Source organism: uncultured Altibacter sp., from assembly GCF_963972995.1.
In the GTDB taxonomy this organism is placed as follows: Bacteria; Bacteroidota; Bacteroidia; order Flavobacteriales; family Flavobacteriaceae; genus Altibacter.
Genome location: NZ_CAXAXI010000004.1, coordinates 87,912 through 107,906 on the forward strand (window position 1 = coordinate 87,912; position 19,995 = coordinate 107,906).

Here is a 19,995-nt window from a genome sequence, read left to right on the forward strand (position 1 = left end):
AAAACTTTCAGAATGAAAAAAATTGGAATCATACTAGCAATACTAATTGTTTTGCTTTTAATTCTTCTTTATTCTTCCGTACTCAGCTCAGACGATACGGCGGCTACTGATATTATCGTCGATCTTCAGAATATTGAGGAAACAGACTTCAAATCTATGGACTCAGTGCTCGTTGCTGCCAGCTCTCAATATACAGCAAACGATCTCAAACGATTTGTTCAAGGCGATCATTATCGAGAAGCTTGGTCAACACCTATAAAGGTCCCTATTGTATTCTTAGATACACTTTATGGAGGTATGAAGGTGATAGAAGAAGGAGGTGGAAAGCAAACAAACTCATTAAAGCTACAAGGTGCAAACGGGATTGTCTATACCTTGCGCAGTATTGCTAAAGATCCTGAAGCACTTGTCCCTGAATATGTTCGTTTTCTGGGGTTAGAGAATATTGTTATCGATGGCGTGTCTGCACAACATCCCTACGGTGCTTGGATCGCTGCTGAAATGGCTAACGCTTTGAACATACTCCACACACACCCCAAAGCTGTATTTGTGCCCAAACAAGAATCCTTAGAAGATTTCAACGATGCCTATGGCAATAAACTTTATTGGCTAGAATATGAAACGGAAGGAAAAAAAAACTGGACGATCTATAAGGATGTTGTTGAATTAATGGACACTGAGGATTTGCAGCAGTTAAAAACGAAACATGGACAGCACGTAAAAATTGATGTGTCACAGTTAGTAAGGAACCGTTTGTTTGATTTGGTGATAGGGGATTGGGATCGTCATGTGAAGCAGTGGGGGTGGGCCGTTGTCAAGAATAACAATGAATTTATTGGGATACCCATTCCCGGTGATAGGGATAATGCCTTCTTTGATATCGATGGAATTGTTCCTCAAATCGTTTCAAGTAAAAACGTTGAGCCACATGTAAGGCCCTTTAAACCAACAATTGATTATATACCGGGTCTTGTATACCCCTTTGACCGTTATTTTTTACTTTCGACTCCCGAATCTATTTACTTAGAGGAAGCACAGTACATCCAAAAGCACCTTACAGATTCGGTCATTGAGACGGCAGTTTCAAAATGGCCTGAGCCTTTGCAAAAATTAAATGGAGATACCATCATTTCCAAGATCAAAAGAAGACGCGATGATCTTAAAGAGTATGCTTTAGAATTTAGAAAAAGCATTGAAAGCAAAGGCGTCCTCACAGCACCACTTAACGGATCTCAAGATCTTGTGCTACCTCCCAATCTCTTAGCTTGTTTTAACTGCAAAAACGACTAACGGTTTTTCACAGTTAGTGCCTTACTCCATACACTATACGCGAGCTAATTGCTCTTAGTACGGCATTAACATTTGTTGTTAAGGTGTCATAAAGTTCTTTTAGAAAATTAAGAACAAAAGTACCTTTAGGTAATACTTAATCATTAAAACAAACGACTATGAAAAATCTATCTGAATTATTCGAACATGAAATTAAGGATCTTTATTCCGCAGAAAAACAACTCCTAGATGCATTACCTAACATGGTGAAAGCGGCTTCAGACAAAAAGCTGCAAGAAGCCTTTTCGCATCATTTAAAAGAGACTAAAACGCAATTTGAACGTATTAAAGAAATTTGTGATTCGCTGGGAATAAATCCGGGTAATACCAAATGCGATGCCATGGAGGGGCTTATAGAAGAGTGTGATGACATGATAAAAGAAGACGCACCGGGCGATGTAAAGGATGCCGGACTTATTGCTTGCGCACAAAGAGTAGAACATTACGAAATTTCCGGTTACGGTACGGCAGTTCGTTTTGCAAAGGAATTAGGTCATAAGGATGTGGCGAAGAAGTTGCAAACCACATTGGATGAAGAATATGACGCCGATAATAAACTGGATAAATTAGCGGAAGGTCGTCTTAACAAGAAAGCTTTAGCCTAAGCAATACTATCACAGAACCCGTTTTTAACGGGTTTTTTAATATATAGATCTTATGGAAACATGGTTTGAAACATCTCTTAGTGCTGTAGCGGCAATTACCCTAAGCACGATAAGTATTTTTATCACGGTCATCTTATTAACAAGGATCTTTGGAAAACGAAGTTTTTCAAAGATGTCCAGTTTTGATTTTGCGATGACAGTAGCCGTGGGTTCGATCATCGCCACGACCATCCTCTCCAAATCAATTTCCTTACTGGAAGGCATGCTGGGGTTATTAATGGTCTATTTGGTTCAGTTGACAGCTGCGTATTGTAGGCGATGGAAGTTTTTTCAGAAAGCTATTGACAACACACCGCTACTACTCATGGATTATGAAAATATTCTTGAATCGAATCTCAAAAAAGCCCGGGTGACAGAAGGAGACCTTCGATCGAAACTACGGGAAGCAAATGTTCTGGATCTTAGCGAGGTGCGTGCAGTGGTCTTTGAAACAACCGGTGATATCGTTGTATTACATACCGCTAATAGTGATAAGAGCGTGCAGGATTGGTTATTGAAAGACGTGAAACGGTAAGATTTATAAGCCGAGACTTAAACCCGACGTTTTCGCCTCTCGTGCCGCGTACTTAAAAATAGAATTAACTTAAATAAACAGATTATGTCATTACTTACTATTATTTTAAACATCTTGTTGCCACCACTAGCCGTTTTTTTGAAACATGGGGTAGGCACAACTTTTTTAATTAGCATCATTTTAACGCTAATTGGTTGGCTCCCGGGAGTGATTCACGCGTTCATAGTGAACGATTAAATTGGTATTCTTCAAGATATTCATCGGGGTGGCAGATCCCCAGAGGAGCCTAATGGCTTCGAAAATTTCTATTGCTGAAAGTATGATAAATACTATACTTTGAAATCAAGAATACCTCCCTTGCAGTCGGTGATCCTGACAACGCTCCGCGTTGATATCTAGGAGTACCTCCCTTACAGTCGGTGATCCTGACAACGCTCCGCGTTGATATCTAGGAGTACCTCCCTTACAGTCGGTGATCCTGACAACGCTCTGCGTTGATATCTAGGAGTACCTCCCGTACAGTCGGTGTTCCTGACAACGCTCCGCGTTGATATCTAGGAGTACCTCCCTTACAGTCGGTGTTCCTGACAACGCTCTGCGTTGATATCTAGGATTACCTCCCTTACAGTCGGTGATCCTGACAACGCTCCGCGTTGAAAATAAAAAATCCCCGCTTAAAAATTCAAACAAGTTTGATTTTACACGGGAATTTTTTATTTATTCGTGATCGCACCAGGATTCGAACCTGGGACCGCCTGCTTAGAAGGCAGGTGCTCTATCCAGCTGAGCTATGCGACCCTTTTTGGTATACTAGGTAATAAAGCCAAGCTTTATATTCTTGTCGGGGTGGCAGGATTATAAAACAATGATCCTCTTTAAAGGATTACAAATCAATGCCTACGTTTCCTTAAGAAAACAAATTTCCTACGGAAACTCCCTTTTGATTTGTCGGGGTGGCAGGATTCGAACCTGCGACCTCCTGCTCCCAAAGCAGGCGCGATAACCGGGCTACGCTACACCCCGAATGGGTTATCAATACATTATTCTCATAATACTCGTACTTTGATAGATACGCTGTAAGCGATCTGCCCACTTGTTCTTAAAGCATTTAGAGAATCGTGTGCATACAAACCGTATGCAATTTGTAATATAGTGCTAATTGCACTTGAATACAACTTGCGGAGAGACGGGGATTCGAACCCCGGCAACGGTTGCCCGTTGACAGATTAGCAATCTGCTCCATTACCACTCTGGCACCTCTCCAATAAATAATGAACGTCATCGTAAAATGCGGATGCAAATGTAACTTTTCAATTGGTATAACGCAAAAAAATACTCGCTTTTTTACCCTAATTTATTCGGCTTATTTCAAAAGAGTTAGTCGGTTTGCTCAAGCTTTTTATATTTTACTGCAAATCAACACCACTTTTTTATCCTCCAATGTGGTGGTAAAGAAAAGATAGCGGTCCCCACCATCCTTAAGCTTCCACTTTTTACGTATCACAGCAACCGATTCGGGGAAATTACGAGTGGCAACATTCGCTTTTGTAAACGTGAGTAATTCCTTCATGGCTCCTTTGGAGTAGGGGATACAAGTGTCGATTGTAAAACGGCGTCCGGGAAATTCACGCAAGGATTCACTTGTATACAAATGGCTGTTGGAATGTAATTTCTTAACGCGGAAGGCTTCTGAAAGCAACCCGAAGGCACCACTTTTCATGAGTGCAGCATTGGGTTCATATAAAAAACGCTGTGGCAGACCATATACTTCCGAAGCTTCAGTCCCCCAAGAAAAATCGAATTGTTGTGGTGTTTCTTTAGTTATATTGACGGTGTGTATTCTTGGCGATGCCGCTGTAAACTCCTTCCGAAGCATCCATACGAGCTCTTTCACATCATTGTTCACTGCGACAATATGTATTTCTGAAACATACTTTAATTCTTCCAGACCTACTGAAAGATCGAGCATAGGCGATGTCTTTATAACGAAGGTGTTACATACATCCATAATAGATTCTAAGTGTTCCGGGATGTTTGGCTCACAATCGGATAGAAAGAAGACCTTTCCTTTTACATCGTGACGCCGTGACGGATCGGCGTAAATAACATCGTAAGTTCCGTTTTGTACGGCTTCCGTTCCGTTTTGTGAAAAACAACGAATACCCGGGGAATTCAATACTCTAAAATTATGTGCAGCGATCTCTGAAAGCGTTGCATCGATCTCAAAATGGTCTACGGTTTCAAAGCGTTTCGAAAAATAATAACAGTCCACTCCCAAACCTCCGGTCATATCTGCCAACGAAGTTCCGCTTACCAGCGATGCTTTGTACGCCGCGGTTGCTTCAGAAGAAGTTTGCTCAATGTTCAGCTTAGGCGGATAATAGATTCCTTCCGAAGCAAACCAAGTAGGCAATTTCAATTCGGTCTTTCTCCTGCTTTCGATCTGCTGAAGTAATTCCTGAGTCGTGACATTGTTAAAAGGACTACCCGAAAAGGCAAGTTGCTCCAACGGTCCCTCATACGAACGAATGAACGCTTGGACTTTGGTATGCAGGAGATTGTTGTTCAATATAAATTAAAGGTTTTTTGTAAGGCGTTTAACGATCTTATATTCTGAAAGGAATTCCTTCGCGATGACCTTCAACGTAGTATATACCGGCACTGCAAGGATCATTCCGGCGATCCCTACCAGATAACCCCCGATCAAGATGACTATGAATATTTCCAAAGGGTGCGATCGCACGCTTTTTCCGAAGATTACAGGTTGGGTAATCAAATTATCAAACAATTGGGCGATGGAATACCCAATAAGTACGATCAACAACAAGGGTAATAATTCCGAAGAAAAATCGGCACCCAGATTGTTAGAAACCACAACCAGCATCATGACCACGCTTCCAATAAGGGGTCCTAGATAGGGAACGATATTCAAGAAAGCGCAAATGAGCGCTATGGCAATGGCGTTGTGAATATCCAGATAAAGTAATAAAACGGAGTAGAATAGAGTGAGTATCATGATCTGGAGTAGTAACCCAAGAAAGTACCGTGATAATAGCTCCTTAACCTTGGTAAGTACATTTATAAAACGCTGTTCTCTGCTGGGGTGTGCGAAAACCAGCACCGCCCGGGCGATAAGTTTTTCGTCCTTAAGCAAAAAGAACGAAATGAACAGTACTGAAAAAAGACCTACTACAAATCCTCCAATATTGCTAAAGAAAATATCAATGAAACTGGGGATGATCTCTAAATTAAAATTGCGTACATATTCGGTACGCTTAATCGCTTCCACGATCTTGATCTTTTCAACACCCAGATAATCACTCGCCTGAATGTTAAGTTCGTTTAAATCTGATTTTACCAATTCAAAATCGATCTCGGCGATATTCTTGCTTTGCTCTATAATAATTGGAACAAAGATCCGTAACATTAGAGCTACCGATCCAATCACCAAAAGAAGTGTAAAGAATGCTGCCAATGTATTACCAAAACGCAGACGTCTGGTTAAAAACAGGACAACCGGTCTAAAGATAAGGGATACTACCAGCGCGATACCAATATAAAGCAGGAGCGCCTGTATCTTAAAGACGAACCAAAATAAAATAAAGATTCCCGTTATAACCGCCAAGGCTTTTAAGATGCCCAGCGCAATGCTTCTTGCTTTTGCTTTCACAACGTAAAGATAGCAGAATCCCGCTACGAAAGTATCAAAGTTTTGTTAAGGAGAATAGAGCGATAGCAGTCGCTTGGATGACATTCATACTGCTGTTTTCGCCGTACATGGTGATGTGAGTGTTGACAGTTGTATGTTCTAATAATGTTTCGGATATTCCATGACGTTCTCCGCCAATACACAGGACAGTTTTAGATGACTTCGGAAGGGAAAGTGTTTGCAAAGGAACACTGTTTTCGGTTATTTCTAAGCCAATAAAGGTATACGAAAGATTCTTCAATCGGGCAACTTCCGAAGCAAGATCGGTCACCTCACGATACGCCACGCGTTGATGTGTATTCCGGGAAGTTCGAAGCAATCTGTTGGACTGTATATTAAGTATACAATTATAGAAAAGTATTTCTTCCACGCCAAAGGCTTCACAGATTCGGAATAGTGCACCAATGTTTGCCGGACTATGGAGCGAATCACACAACACGATTATGGGAAATTTCTTAGGAGCGAAGGGCGTAGCGTTATGCGAAAGTTGAGAAGCCATTAATTCTCGAAGGCATACTTGATAATGTTGGCTCCCATTTGCAGTGCTTTTTGACGTACATCGGCGGGATCGTTGTGAATCTCAGGATTTTCCCAACCATCGCCCAAGTCACTTTCAAAGGTATAGAGTAATAGTAAGCGACCCTCGTGCTCGATTCCGAATGCTTGAGGTCGACCCCGATCGTGTTCATGAATTTTAGGCAATCCCTTCGGAAATGGGAACGCTATAGAAAAGAGCGGATGATTTCCCGGTAGTTCCTTCAACTCCTTATCGGGAAATACCTTGACCAACTCCTTCCGAAGGTATTGGTCCATTCCGTAATTATCGTCTATATGAAGAAATCCGCCGCTTAGCAGATAGTTTCGAAGGTTCTCGGCTTCTTCCGAACTGAAGAAAACATTTCCATGTCCGGTCATGTGCACAAATGGGTAATCGTAGATATCCACACTGCCCGGGGCAACGGTTTGTGGCTTACGTTCCATGGTGGTATTTATTTGCTGATTACAGAATTGAATAAGATTAGGAAGTGCTGTAGGATTGCTGTACCAATCACCACCGCCACCGTATTCTAGTACGGCAATTTCCTGTGCATTAACAAAAAGAGGGGCAAGGGTGGCTATAAAAAATAAACAAAGTATTCGCATCGTGTTCAAAAATACGAAAAGTAGCGGTTTGGTGCGATAGATACAGTTACGAAATTTTGGATAGAATTCCGCTTCCAAGGAGATCTGTAAATTTCATCCAGTCCTGTACCAATCGTTGCGGAGCCATACCATGATGGGAGATCGCTAAGGTTTGGTCTAGGGACTTGGAATCCTCAATGAACGCATTGGTACCGGTAAGTATACCGGAAGCAATAGTAGGCAAGTTCATGGAGTGTTCAAATTTTCGGGCTGCTGGGGACATATGAACATTCTTATTTTAAAGCAGCCAAACTAAGTAATATTTTATAAAAATCGAATAAATATTTTACTTTTTTTACGATTAAATGCAATTATTATCGTTTAAATGCACTGTTTCAGCTAGTTAAATCTAGGTATACGAGCCAAAGATTTGAGTGTTAACAGTAGTTCACAAGCTTTTTTACAGTCGGAGAGTTTTCATCGGCAAAAGTACAACGTCTTCAAGCAATTTCTCAATTTACAACTCACTAATCAATCATAATTGTATGAAAATTCCTCAATTCACTGTATTGCAATGAGTTATTAAGGTTCTACTTCATTGACAAAAGCGACACTGTGGCACCCTACAATGGCGGCGGTTTCAGTACGCAAGCGGGAATCTCCTAGGCTTACCGGTATGAATCCGCTGTCTTTCGCCAAGGTAATCTCAGCAGTCGAGAAGTCTCCTTCAGGGCCAATGAGCAATAAAACAGGAATGTGTGGTTTCAATACCGACTTAAACGTAGCTTTGGAGCCTTCTTCACAATGCGCAATACAACATAGCGCCTCTAAACCGACGTTTGACGCAATAAATTCTTTAAATGAAACAGCCGGATGTAAGATAGGAAGATATGATTTTAACGATTGCTTCATCGCACTTTGAAGGATCTTTTCGTAACGTTCCGGCTTTATCTGTTTGCGTTCGCTATGATCACAGATAATAGGGGTTATTTCCGTAACACCAATTTCTGTAGCCTTCTCCAAGAACCATTCGTAGCGATCGTTCAACTTGGTAGGTGCTACCGCCATATGCAGCCTATAGGGAAGGGGTGCTTGTTGCTGTAATGATACGATCTTTGCAGTGCATTTTTTTGGCTGGGACTCTTCCAGCACCGTTTCGAAGAATGTTCCGGTACCATTTGTAACGAGCAACCGGTCTCCCGGCTGCTTTCGAAGTACTTTAAAAATATGACGACTCTCTTCTTTGTCGAAGACAACCACTTTGGAAGCTTCAGAAATATGAGGATTATAGAAGAGCTGCATCAGTGTGTTTGTTTACTTTGGGCATGTTCAATACCCAGTTCTATCCAATGCTGCAATTTCTCTTCTGAATCGTATCCCTTTTCAGAAACAAAAATAAATTCCTTCATGGGTTTGCCCGTGAAGTCCATTGGGGTGACATCCGGATCGTTCAAGGCTAGTTCCATCTTATCGTGCACCACACGTACCATAAGTCTTCCTTTGGTCTCACCTACACACATTTTCCCTTTATACATAAAACAGTACCCCCCAAACATCTTCTTTTCGGTGATGTGCGGATTCCAAGGCAGTACTGCCACCCGAATTCGTCGTACCAATGCTTCAGTATGTGTATCCATTACAGTATTACAGTTTCATTCGTGCTTTTGCAACCACCGTATTCTTTGCAAATTGATTTTGTTTAAACTTCAATTCCCCTACGATCGCAATCATGGCTGCGTTATCGGTACAATATTCAAAACGAGGAATGTGCGTGGTCCAACCGTGGGTCGTTTCAGCATCTTTTAGCGCCTTCCTAATTTCGCTGTTGGCTGAAACTCCACCACCTATCGCAACCGTTTTAATTCCTGTCTTTTTTACGGCATTCTTGATCTTATCCATAAGATAATCGACTATGGTGTATTGCAGACTTGCACAAATATCATTGATATTTTCTGAAATAAACTGAGGGTTGGCAGCAACTTCGCGTTCAATAAAATAAAGTACGGCTGTCTTGAGACCACTAAAACTAAATTCCAGCGGTCCTACTTTAGGTTTTGTAAAGGGAAAACGATGGGGATTGCCTAATTGTGCCCGTTTATCGATATGCGGACCCGCAGGATAGGGGAGCCCCAAGATCTTACCGGACTTGTCGAAAGCTTCGCCAACCGCATCATCTATAGTTTCTCCAAGGATTTCCATGTCAAAATAGTCGGTCACTTTAACAATCTGGGTATGACCCCCGCTAATGGTAAGTGCCAAAAAGGGAAAGGAAGGAGCCGTTTGTCCTTCCGCCTTGATGAAATGCGCCAAGATATGCGCTTGCATGTGATTGACATCGATCAAAGGAATACCCAATCCAAAGGCAAAAGACTTTGAAAATGAGGTGCCTACCAACAGGGAACCCATCAATCCCGGACCACTTGTAAAAGCTATGGCACTTAAGTCTTTTTTGTCGATATTTGCTTTGCGCAAAGCTTGGTGAACCACCGGGACGATGTTCTGTTGATGCGCACGTGATGCCAACTCCGGAACCACACCACCATATTCTTTATGAATTGTTTGTGTGGCAACAACATTAGACAAAATAACACCGTTGTTGATCACAGCGGCGGCTGTGTCGTCACAAGAGGATTCAATACCGAGTATGTAACAATTTTGGTCGCTCAAAATAAAAAAGGCATATTTATTGGAGTCAAAATTAAAACTTTAAAAGCGTATCAAAAAACTTAGGAAAATAATACTTCGCACTTTCGCAATAATTGTATTGCTGCTCGTGCTTTTAGTCATTATTCTTTCAATTCCTTCCGTCCAAACCTATGTTGCCAAAAAAGTAACGGACAATCTCAATGAAACCTACGGAACGCGCATTGAAATAAAACGCTTGGGCCTTAACTGGAAAGGTGAGGTCGATATTCGCGAGGTGTACATCGCCGATCATCATGAAGATACACTCATCTACGCAGACAGGCTGGAAACCAACATTGTAAACTTTCAAAATTTAATACAAGGAGATCTGGGTTTTGGTAATATCGACCTTGAAAGAGCCAAACTCTATGTGACCACGTACCAAGGCGAAGAAACAGACAATCTTACAATTTTTGCCGAAAAGTTCGATACCGGACAAAAAAGTGAAAGCCCTTTCTCGCTCTTTAGCAATGATGTAAGTCTTACCGAAAGTGTTGTAAAGATTACCAATCACAATCTTGATAATCCGGAGGTTTTTCTTCTGAAGGATGTAAATTTAATGGCCACAGACTTCAAGATCACAGGACCCGAAATTGAAGCTTCCATCCAATCATTGTCCTTGGATGCCGAACGCGGTTTTGTGATCAAAGATCTGCAAGGAGATTTCTCGTATACACTTACTGAAATGCGCTTCGAAGATCTTACCCTTATCACCGAAGCATCTACAATCACGGGTAATATTTTGCTAAGCTACCCCGACGGAAATTTATCTGATTTCGAAAAAGGGGTGATTATTTCAGCTAATTTCAATGATTCCAAACTGTCGACCAACGATCTAAACAGTTTTTACAATGAATTTGGTCCAGATCAAGTTATCAATATCGACGGAGAATTCAAAGGAACATTGAACGATTTTGAATTTACCAATGCACAGCTGGCGACGGGTGACACGCGCATCTCAGGTGATTTTTCAGTAAAAGACATTTTAGCTGCCGACACCGAGTATTCTATTAACGCTGAAGGGCATTCCATAACTACTAATTACTACGATCTGCGTCGGTTTATGCCGCGAATTTTAGGAGATGTCATTCCGAAGGAACTAAAGGATCTAGGTACGTTCACCTTTTCGGGCAATACCACCATCACAACAACCGATTTGGTAACCAAGAGTACTATTTCCTCGGGTATTGGCGGCGCAAAGGTCGATCTAAGTGTTGGAAACCTCAACAATTTCGATTATGCCTATTACAAAGGGAATATCGTGCTTAATAACTTCTCATTAGGGAAAATAGCAGGAACCAGCTCGTTAGGAAAAGTGACCGCAGATCTTAGTGTGGACGGTCGAGGATTTACTCAGGAATCTGTCAACACCGGGATTACAGGAACAATATCCTCACTTACATTTGAAGGATATAATTATCAAAAAATCAATATCTCCGGGAATTTAAGAAATCCGTTGTTTGATGGTGAGCTTACCATAAACGATCCTAATTTGAAAATGGAGTTCAAAGGGCTTGTAGATGTTTCGAAGGATGCCAATCAGTACGACTTTGAGGCCGATGTGGAATTCGCCGAACTGAATCAATTGAATTTATTTACAAGGGATAGTATTTCAGTTTTCGCTGGGAAGATCATCATGGATATGGAGGGAACTACCGTAGATGATGCACGCGGAACCATTACCTTCAACCAAACGTTCTATCAAAATGAAGATGACGATTTCTTCTTCGATGACTTCAATATTATTTCTTCTTTTGAAGGGCCGATTCGAACCATTGAGATCAATTCGCCTGATATTATTAACGGAAAGATCACCGGTGAGTTCCTACTCGAAGACATACCCAACCTTTTTGTCAATGGAATTGGCAGTATCTACACCAATTACATTCCGCAGGAAGTTACCACAGACCAATACATCGACTACGAGTTCAAGGTATTCAATAAGATCGTAGAAGTCTTTGTACCACAACTTCAGTTGGGTGAGAATACAAGGATAAAAGGTTCGGTCTCTTCCGATGAATCCAAATTTCAACTCGATTTTCGCTCCCCGGAGATCATCGTGCTAGATAATTATCTGTCGCGGGTCAACATTCAAGTAGACAATGACAACCCTATTTACAATGCATATATTTCAGTGGATTCGGTATACACGGGATTTTATAATCTTACGGATGTCAATGTTATTAACAAGACCATCAATGACACCTTGTACATTCGTTCAGAATTTAAAGGAGGTAAGAAAAAAGAAGATCTCTTTAACCTTGCCTTGTTTCACACCATCAACGAACAAGGGAAATCGGTCGTGGGCGTAAAACGTTCCGATATTACCTACAAGGACAATGTGTGGTATATCAACGAGAAGAACAATGATTTGAATAAGGTTGTATTTGATGATAACTTTAAGGATGTGCGTATTGACTCACTTGTTTTTAGTCATAACAACGAGATCATTCAATTAGCGGGAACGCTTCGGGATTCTACCTATAAGAATGTAAAGCTTCAGTTCAATAATGTGAATATTGGAAATCTTACCCCGGATATCGACAGTCTGCAGCTTCAGGGGAATATAAATGGCAAATTGGATTTCCTTCAGAAGAACGGCGCCTACTATCCAAACAGTCAGGTAACCATTGACAACGTGATCATAAACGATGTGTCCTTTGGAGATCTGGACTTAACAGTACGAGGGAATGAGGATCTAACCAACTACAGTATCAATACATCCCTCACAAACAACAATGTGAAATCGATCAATGCCGTAGGTACTATCGATGTCTCCCCGCAAAATCCTCAAATTCGGCTCGATGTCGACCTGAACGATTTCAACATGCACGCATTCAGTCCGTTTGGGGCCGATGTGATTTCAAACATTCGGGGGCTGGCTTCCGGGAACATTCGCGTATCCGGCAATTACAAATCTCCCGATATCTTTGGACGCGTTGCCTTGGAGGATGCAGGTTTGAGGATCCCATACTTGAATACCGACTTCAATTTGGATAATTCCACTCAGATTATTTTAACGAAGAACAAATTTGATCTGGGCCGTACTGAAATAACCGACACTAAATACGGAACCACCGGTACACTTTCAGGAAATGCGACGCATACCAACTTCGGAAACTGGGAGCTGGACCTGAACATCGATGCTCCGGATCGCCTACTTGTCTTGGACACCAAACCCCAAGAGGATGCACTGTACTACGGAACTGCTTTTATAAGCGGAACCGCAGCCATTCGGGGGCCCGTTGAAGAGTTAGTGATAGATGTTGTTGCCACTACCGAAGAGGGTACTACTTTCAAAATTCCTCTCAGCGATACAGAATCTATTGGTGATGATTCATTTATAAAGTTCTTATCTCCCAAAGAAAAACAAGCACGTATTAGCGGTGAGACCATCGTTTCTGAAGAGGTTAAAGGATTGTCCTTGAATTTTGAATTGGATATTAATGACAAAGCTGAAGTTGAAGTGGTCGTGGACCAAGTTAACAATTCTACACTGAAGGGGAGGGGTGCCGGGATCTTACTCATTGAGATCAATACCCTCGGAAAGTTTAGAATGTGGGGAGATTTCCTGGTGATAAGCGGTGAATACGATTTTAGATACGGAGGGATCATCCAAAAGACCATACAAGTAGTTCCCGGCGGAAGTATTACATGGGACGGAAGCCCGGAGCGGGCCAATTTGGATCTAAGTGCCATGTATTTAACACAGGCCAATCCTTCCATACTGTTGGACAACCCGGCAGTGAACAGAAAGATTCCCGTTGAAGTGTTTATTGATCTTACCGGTGAGCTCATTCAACCCGATATCAACTTCCGCATTGATTTCCCCAGAGTGAGTTCTATTGTAAAGAGTGAGCTTGAATACAAACTACAAAATGCCGAACAACGTGAGAGGCAAGCGCTCTTCCTATTGGCATCTGGCTCTTTTGTGAATGATAATTATGAAGGCTCGAATGCCTTTACCGGCACCCTGGTAGAGCGCGTCTCCGGACTCGTGAATGAGATCTTTGCCGATCAGGATAGCAAGTTCCGTGTGGGGCTGGATTATTCGCAGGGGTCCCGATTACCCAATCAGGAAACTGCAGATCGCTTCGGAATTACGCTATCTACACAAATCAACGAGCGTATTCTTATCAATGGAAAAGTGGGAGTACCGGTAGGAGGTGTGAACGAAACTGCCGTAGCAGGGGATATTGAAGTACAATGGTTGGTGAATGAAGATGGAAGCCTTCGTATTAATTTTTTCAACAGGCAAGCCGACATTCAATTCATTGGAGAAGATCAGATCTTCGAACAAGGTGCGGGAGTTTCGTATACAGTAGACTTTGACACCTTTGCAGAGTTGGTCAACAAACTCTTCAACAGAAAACTTACTAAAGAATCTGATGAAATTCTTCCCGTAACTCCGGATGATGATACGATGCCTGCAGATTTTAATACACAAGGCACGCGTGAGAATGAAGAAAATTAGATCACAGGGAAGCTATCATTGAGATCTCGACATTCACATATTTAGGCAAATTGGCTACTTCTACTGTTTCACGAGCCGGTGCCGTTGCTTCGTCAAAATATTGGGCATATACTTCATTGATGGCGCCAAAATTCTTCATGTCGCTTATAAAAATGGATGTTTTGAGCACATGCTCAAAGGTCATTCCTGCTTCTGCGAGAACGGCCTTCAGATTTTCCATCACTAGTTTGGTTTCAGCGGTGATGTCGTCTGTTCTCAAGGCGCCGGTCTTTGGATCCAAAGCGATTTGTCCGGAAGTGAACAATAAATTACCTTTTAATACAGCCTGACTATACGGCCCAATGGGAGAAGGCGCATTGTTGGTTTGAATGATCTTTTTCATAGTGGAATTAAATTAATACTGTTATAACTGTCGATCGGATTCTCTTCGTTTGTCGTATTTAATATCACTTAACACCGAAGATTTTATTCCTATATAAAAATACCAAGAAGTGTTTATGCTCCCAATAGGTGTCCAGTTAAAGCTCATTTGCCAGCTCTCAAGATCTCGCTGAAACCGGAACTGTGTAAGTGTTACGCCTTTGTTCTTAAAATCGTACCCTGAAGAAACTCCCACCCGCCACCGTGGAGAAAGTTCCAAATTGGTACTTACCATAAGCGATTGTGATGAGATCTCATTCTGTCGTTGGTTATTGGAATAGGTCATGGTGTACGCCAATCTAAAATCCCATGGGATCTTATAATTGTACCAGCCAATATCGGTCTTGTCTTCGTCTTCATCATCCTCCTTATAAATATTCCCGTCATAAATATCGGTTGTTTCTCCAAAGAGATCGTCGGGTCGCCCGCCGTTTCTAAACGTTTCATCTTCGAATACCTTAGGATCATCATCCTTTTTTCCTTCAAAATCTGTACTCGAGAACGAATAATTGATACTGACATTCGCATTTGTCAAACGAAACAAACTCCCGCCGTTATTTATATTCCATACATCAATCTCACGGTTATTACTGTTCAAGGCATACGGATTCAATGTACCGCTAAAGTTAAAGTCCAACCGGTCCACGATAGGAATACTTCCGGTGACGCGTAAAGGTTGCCAATTAAGCGAATCGGATACTAGGTTATACGCTGTACTAAAATTGAAATTATTGAGCAGGATCACCTTCTTGGGTTCGGTGGCTGTAGTGTCCCTGTCCCGTATCTTGGCCTCAAAAGTATTGCTTAAAGATAATCCTATACTACTAGAGTAGTTTTGTCCGGGGGCACCGTAGATCGAGTTCTGAAATCGTGAATACGAAACGATCTCATCATTCACATCAGGATCTGCCGTAGCCGGGATCGTATATTCGTCGTAGTATTGATCGAAGCCGGGATTAATGTTGTAGCTTACCGAAGGTCGCATGACGTGCCGAAGCGCCTGTATTCTTTTATCTGTTCCGAAGTTGAATAAACCATATACGGTAGTCCCTAAACTTGTTGAAAAGTTATAGGTAAGATATCTGTCAAATCCGGGAATAGTGTCTTCCACGACACCGCCTACACCATCATTGAGTGTTGCATCATACCGTCGTTCGATAGTTTTTAACACCCATACTTCTTGAAGATTCGTTCCGGCAGACGCACTTATATAATTAAGGATCTTAAAATTGGTAGACACAGGAATGTTATGTCGCGCACCCACTTGTGCTGTCTCGAACATTTCGGGCTTGAAGAACAAAGAATCGACCGTACTGAACCTATTTTCAGCAGCAACATTGTATTGAAAATTGATGTTTTGAAACGCCCCACGCTTTACACCCGAACTTGGAGCAAAGGGAAAGATCCTGGAAACATTTGCATCAATATTGGGTAACGACATCGTGATCTCTTGGGTATTGGTGTTCTGACTGTGCGTACCCGCAATTGTAAAATTAACCTGAGGTTCTCCTTCAAAGGTTTTTGAATACGAAACAGAAGAGTTCAAGGTATTCACCAAGGCGCTGGCGTTGTTGGTTTGATTGATCGACTGCTGGAAATAGCGGCTACTCCCTAAGTTGACCGAAGCCGAGAAGGTGGACGACGGACTCGCTTTTTGGTCCTGTGTGTGGCTCCAACGAATGTTGTATACCGAACTCTGACTAAAATCCGGAAAACCGCGTTCACTATTAATAAGGTTTTCGTATCGTACACTTACATTCCCTCGAAACTTATACCGTACCAGATAGGCCGATTCCCCTCGCAGTCCGTAGCTACCATTGGTATAATAATCTCCTAAAACTGTGAGGTCTAAATAATCATTGATGGCAAAATAGTACCCCCCGTTCTGGAAAAAGAAACCGCGATTACTGTTCTCGCCAATGGTTGGAATGATAAAACCCGATGCACGATCTTCCGTAAGTGGAAAATACGCAAATGGTAAGCCTACGGGCGTAGGTACATCGGCTATATACATATTGGTCAAACCGGTAACGATCTTCTTCTTAGGAACAAATTTCGCTCTGCGGGTGTAAAAATAATATTCGGGATCTTCGATGTTCTTGGAAGTAGTGAACTTCACATTCCGAAGAAAATAAACTGAATCATTTTCTTTCTTTGTAGCTTCCGCGATCACATTAAAACCATTCTGTTCGGTTCGGGTATTGTAGACGATCGCTTTTTTTGTCTTCGTATTGAACCGCAATGAATCGGGTTCGGCTCTGTTACCACCTTGCACGAAAATTGGACGTTGGGAATATACACCTGCGCTGTCAATACCTTTGGCGGTAACTTCATTCTTGTTGTAATCTAAAATGATCAAGCCGGCATCAATTCGCATATCGCCATACACAATATAGGCTTTATTATACATATAGACCTTGTTGCTCTTACGGTCCAGGTACACATAGTCTTCTCCGTAATAATCTACCACGTCATCAAGAAATTCCTTCTGCGGCACTATCGTATCGGTGCGGACGGTATCTGCGACTACTTCAGTGGTTTCAGGAAGTAAGTCTCTTACGGGAACGGTAATAGAATCTTCTTTTTCTTCGGAAGGAAGGTTTACTTCGTTTTTCGAGGGAATGTCCTGTGAATATAATGCAGCACTGCAGGAAAGCAGAAGTGTGAGAAAAATCGGAAAAAATTGCCGTTTAGTTTGCAATGCTACGATGCTGTTATTTTGTAATTTTCGGTTTAAAAAATATAATTTTGCCGTGTATTGTAGAATTATACAAATTAGACCGAGGAACTTTCATTAAGTTTCTTCAATTTTGCCAAACAGTACAACTGAAAAACCCGAAACTTATTTGGCTTAGTTTTTGAAACTTCAAAATTAAGCATATTTTTTGGGCTGTGTTTTTTAAATACACTTTTTTAAAATATCAATTTCTAACTGTCGTTATACCTCTATGAAAACGAAACTTTTGTCTTTTTTCGTACTTGCTGTCGGCCTCTTGCTATGTGCTTCCTTTACTAATTCCAATAACGCTCCAACAAAACCCTTTGTTGTGGTGTTGGATGCAGGACACGGAGGTAAGGATACCGGTAATACAAAGAATGGCTATAAGGAAGCGGAGATCGCGTTAAGCATTGTTTTAAAAATTGGGGAGATCCTTGAAAAGAATCCAAACATAAAAGTAATCTATACACGTAAAACAGATGTCTTCCTTGAGTTGAGCGAACGTGCTGCCATAGCCAATAAAGCAGATGCCGATTTGTTTGTTTCTGTACATTGCAACGCTCATCATTCGCAAGCCTACGGCACAGAAACCTTTGTGCTGGGCTTGCACAAGAGTCAGGCAAATTTCGAGATCGCAAAAAAAGAAAATGAAGTAATATTTCTGGAGGAAAATTACAAAGAGACGTATGCGGGCTTCGATCCAAGTGCGCCCGAATCGCTTATTGGCCTTACATTGATGCAAGAGGAGTATCTGGACCAGAGCATCCTGCTGGCGAGTTTGATACAGAATAACTTTACCAACACCTTGAAACGTAAAGACCGTAGTGTGAAACAGGCAGGTTTTTGGGTGCTTCACAACACCTACATGCCCAGTGTACTTATAGAAACAGGTTTTCTTAGCAATAACGACGAAGGAGCCTACCTTAATTCAAAGAAAGGGCAACAGGAAATGGCCGATCAAATTGCCAAGGCGATCCTATCCTATCAAAATAGCTTGGCGATTGCAACTACTAAATCTCAAAATCCGGTTATTGAAGAAGACGAGATCGACAAGGCCATAGAAACCACTGAAGAAAAGATCTATAAAGACGTGACATTTAAAGTTCAACTTGCAGCCAGCAGTAAAAAGATTGATACCAAACCTTCAAATTTTAAAGGCTTGAAGGAGATAAGCAGAGAGAAAGAAGACGGTCTTTTTAAATATTACTACGGAGAAACGTCAGACTATCACAAGATCGAGCTTATGAAAGCCTTTGCACGCGAAAAAGGATATTCCTCCTGTTATGTCGTTGCCTTCAAAAACGGTAAAAAAGTTAAACTTTCGGATGTCTTAAATTCCGAAGATAAATAAAGGGCTTTTTCTATATTTATTTCTAAATTTGTTTTCAACGAAAACAATACCCCTTGAGACTATCTAGAGAAGTTAAAACCGGAATTCTTGCTATTGGCGCCATCTTGCTGTTTATCTTTGGGTACAGCTTTCTGAAAGGCACGAATTTGCTTGAGAAGCACCGTACTTTTTACGTGAAATACCAAAATGTCGAAGGCTTGGCTAAGTCGGCTCCGGTGACAATCAACGGATTGAAAGTTGGAAAAGTTCAAAACATCGACTTTGCAAATCAGGCAGGTGGTCTTATCGTGGAATTTACGGTAGAAAAGGACTTCGATTTCTCCCGGAACAGCCTGGTTCGTATTTACAGTAGTGGTTTGATTGGGGGGAAGTCACTAGGTATCTTTCCTACCTACGATGTAAATACCATCGCTCAGTCCGGAGATACCCTTAAAGGCGAGATAGAAAAAGGTATGTTGGATGCCGTGACAGAGCGATTGGGTCCATTGGAAAATAAGGTGAACAATACGCTGGCTACAGTAGATACGCTCTTATTAGCTTTTACCGATATTGTTGATGAGCCAACCAGAAATAATCTACGTGAAGCCATTCAAGGTCTAAATCGCACCCTCGCTTCATTTAACAGTGTCACCCAACGTATGGACGGATTGCTGGCAGAGAACAGCGATAAATTAAGCCGAACCTTTACCAACCTTGATACCACCGCCGAGAATTTTGCAAAATTATCCGATTCACTTGCACAGATAGAAACCGGAAAGATGGTAGCCGATATGCAAGCCGTAACCGAACAGCTAAATGATATCGTTACGCGTATCAACAGTGGAGAAGGGAGTGTTGGTAAATTACTGAAGGATGACAAATTATACGAGAACCTTGAAGGTGCGTCCAAACAATTGGAGCAACTAATGCAAGACTTGAAACTTAATCCAAAACGATACGTTCATTTTTCACTTTTCGGTAAACGACCCAAAGAATATAGTCCGCCGGAAGATCCCAACCAATAGAAC

The 19,995-nt window shown here is 41.6% G+C and carries 17 protein-coding genes and 3 tRNA genes; 7 read left to right on the top strand and 13 right to left on the bottom strand.

The window, feature by feature from the left end:
• The first annotated feature begins 12 nt into the window (after window positions 1–12).
• From AACZ11_RS02910 to AACZ11_RS02925, 4 genes are all read left to right on the top strand, one after another.
• On the top strand, window positions 13–1,290 hold the full coding sequence (locus AACZ11_RS02910) for a hypothetical protein (protein ID WP_290629269.1): 1,278 nt from the start codon (window positions 13–15) through the stop codon (window positions 1,288–1,290).
• Between the two features lie 158 nt (window positions 1,291–1,448).
• The gene (locus AACZ11_RS02915) at window positions 1,449–1,934 is read left to right on the top strand and encodes a ferritin-like domain-containing protein (protein WP_290629271.1); all 486 of its coding nucleotides are present in this window, start codon (window positions 1,449–1,451) and stop codon (window positions 1,932–1,934) included.
• Window positions 1,935–1,986: 52 nt separating this feature from the next.
• Complete coding sequence (locus AACZ11_RS02920; protein ID WP_290629273.1) at window positions 1,987–2,508, top strand: YetF domain-containing protein; 522 nt, start codon at window positions 1,987–1,989, stop codon at window positions 2,506–2,508.
• Between the two features lie 84 nt (window positions 2,509–2,592).
• Window positions 2,593–2,745, top strand: coding sequence for a YqaE/Pmp3 family membrane protein (locus AACZ11_RS02925; RefSeq protein WP_290629275.1), 153 nt, complete (start codon window positions 2,593–2,595; stop codon window positions 2,743–2,745).
• A 487-nt stretch (window positions 2,746–3,232) separates the two neighbouring features.
• Here AACZ11_RS02925 and AACZ11_RS02930 read toward each other — a convergent pair.
• The 11 genes from AACZ11_RS02930 to tsaD all read right to left on the bottom strand — a co-directional run bounded on the left by AACZ11_RS02930 (window position 3,233) and on the right by tsaD (window position 10,006).
• Window positions 3,233–3,306: transfer RNA gene (locus AACZ11_RS02930), tRNA-Arg, on the bottom strand.
• Between the two features lie 150 nt (window positions 3,307–3,456).
• Window positions 3,457–3,531: transfer RNA gene (locus AACZ11_RS02935), tRNA-Pro, on the bottom strand.
• 156 nt (window positions 3,532–3,687) lie between these two features.
• Window positions 3,688–3,771: transfer RNA gene (locus tag AACZ11_RS02940), tRNA-Ser, on the bottom strand.
• A 136-nt stretch (window positions 3,772–3,907) separates the two neighbouring features.
• The gene (locus AACZ11_RS02945; protein ID WP_290629277.1) at window positions 3,908–5,077 is read right to left on the bottom strand and encodes a class I SAM-dependent methyltransferase; all 1,170 of its coding nucleotides are present in this window, start codon (window positions 5,075–5,077) and stop codon (window positions 3,908–3,910) included.
• A 6-nt stretch (window positions 5,078–5,083) separates the two neighbouring features.
• Entirely contained in the window at window positions 5,084–6,178 is a 1,095-nt protein-coding gene (locus tag AACZ11_RS02950) for an AI-2E family transporter (RefSeq protein ID WP_290629279.1), read from the bottom strand.
• 34 nt (window positions 6,179–6,212) lie between these two features.
• Window positions 6,213–6,716 (bottom strand): TrmH family RNA methyltransferase, encoded by a 504-nt coding sequence (locus tag AACZ11_RS02955; RefSeq protein ID WP_290629281.1) that lies wholly within the window; start codon window positions 6,714–6,716, stop codon window positions 6,213–6,215.
• A complete protein-coding gene (locus AACZ11_RS02960; RefSeq protein WP_290629283.1) occupies window positions 6,716–7,360 on the bottom strand; it encodes a DUF4159 domain-containing protein in 645 nt (214 codons plus the stop codon). The genes AACZ11_RS02955 and AACZ11_RS02960 overlap by 1 nt, the downstream gene beginning before the upstream one ends.
• A gap of 46 nt (window positions 7,361–7,406) precedes the next feature.
• Window positions 7,407–7,622, bottom strand: coding sequence for a hypothetical protein (locus AACZ11_RS02965; RefSeq protein WP_290629285.1), 216 nt, complete (start codon window positions 7,620–7,622; stop codon window positions 7,407–7,409).
• 299 nt (window positions 7,623–7,921) lie between these two features.
• Window positions 7,922–8,641, bottom strand: a complete 720-nt coding sequence (locus tag AACZ11_RS02970; protein WP_290629287.1) for a 16S rRNA (uracil(1498)-N(3))-methyltransferase — start codon at window positions 8,639–8,641, stop codon at window positions 7,922–7,924.
• Window positions 8,641–8,976: a TfoX/Sxy family protein gene (locus tag AACZ11_RS02975; protein WP_290629289.1), complete on the bottom strand. Its 336-nt coding sequence runs from the start codon at window positions 8,974–8,976 to the stop codon at window positions 8,641–8,643. The genes AACZ11_RS02970 and AACZ11_RS02975 overlap by 1 nt, the downstream gene beginning before the upstream one ends.
• 7 nt (window positions 8,977–8,983) lie before the next feature.
• Window positions 8,984–10,006 carry a tRNA (adenosine(37)-N6)-threonylcarbamoyltransferase complex transferase subunit TsaD gene (gene tsaD, locus AACZ11_RS02980; RefSeq protein ID WP_290629291.1) on the bottom strand — a complete coding sequence of 341 codons (1,023 nt, stop codon included), beginning with the start codon at window positions 10,004–10,006 and terminating at the stop codon, window positions 8,984–8,986.
• Window positions 10,007–10,112: 106 nt separating this feature from the next.
• Between tsaD and AACZ11_RS02985 the strand changes: the two genes are divergently transcribed.
• Entirely contained in the window at window positions 10,113–14,498 is a 4,386-nt protein-coding gene (locus AACZ11_RS02985; protein WP_290629293.1) for a translocation/assembly module TamB domain-containing protein, read from the top strand.
• Window position 14,499: 1 nt separating this feature from the next.
• Here AACZ11_RS02985 and AACZ11_RS02990 read toward each other — a convergent pair whose 3' ends face one another.
• Both AACZ11_RS02990 and AACZ11_RS02995 read right to left on the bottom strand, forming a co-directional pair.
• A complete protein-coding gene (locus tag AACZ11_RS02990) occupies window positions 14,500–14,880 on the bottom strand; it encodes a Rid family detoxifying hydrolase (protein ID WP_290629295.1) in 381 nt (126 codons plus the stop codon).
• A 21-nt stretch (window positions 14,881–14,901) separates the two neighbouring features.
• On the bottom strand, window positions 14,902–17,619 hold the full coding sequence (locus AACZ11_RS02995; protein WP_290629297.1) for a putative LPS assembly protein LptD: 2,718 nt from the start codon (window positions 17,617–17,619) through the stop codon (window positions 14,902–14,904).
• 247 nt (window positions 17,620–17,866) lie between these two features.
• On the opposite strand from AACZ11_RS02995, the gene AACZ11_RS03000 reads away from it, so the two are divergent.
• Both AACZ11_RS03000 and AACZ11_RS03005 read left to right on the top strand, forming a co-directional pair.
• Window positions 17,867–18,988, top strand: coding sequence for an N-acetylmuramoyl-L-alanine amidase (locus AACZ11_RS03000; RefSeq protein ID WP_290629299.1), 1,122 nt, complete (start codon window positions 17,867–17,869; stop codon window positions 18,986–18,988).
• A 53-nt stretch (window positions 18,989–19,041) separates the two neighbouring features.
• Window positions 19,042–19,992, top strand: coding sequence for an MlaD family protein (locus tag AACZ11_RS03005; RefSeq protein ID WP_290629301.1), 951 nt, complete (start codon window positions 19,042–19,044; stop codon window positions 19,990–19,992).
• The last annotated feature ends 3 nt before the right edge of the window (window positions 19,993–19,995 follow it).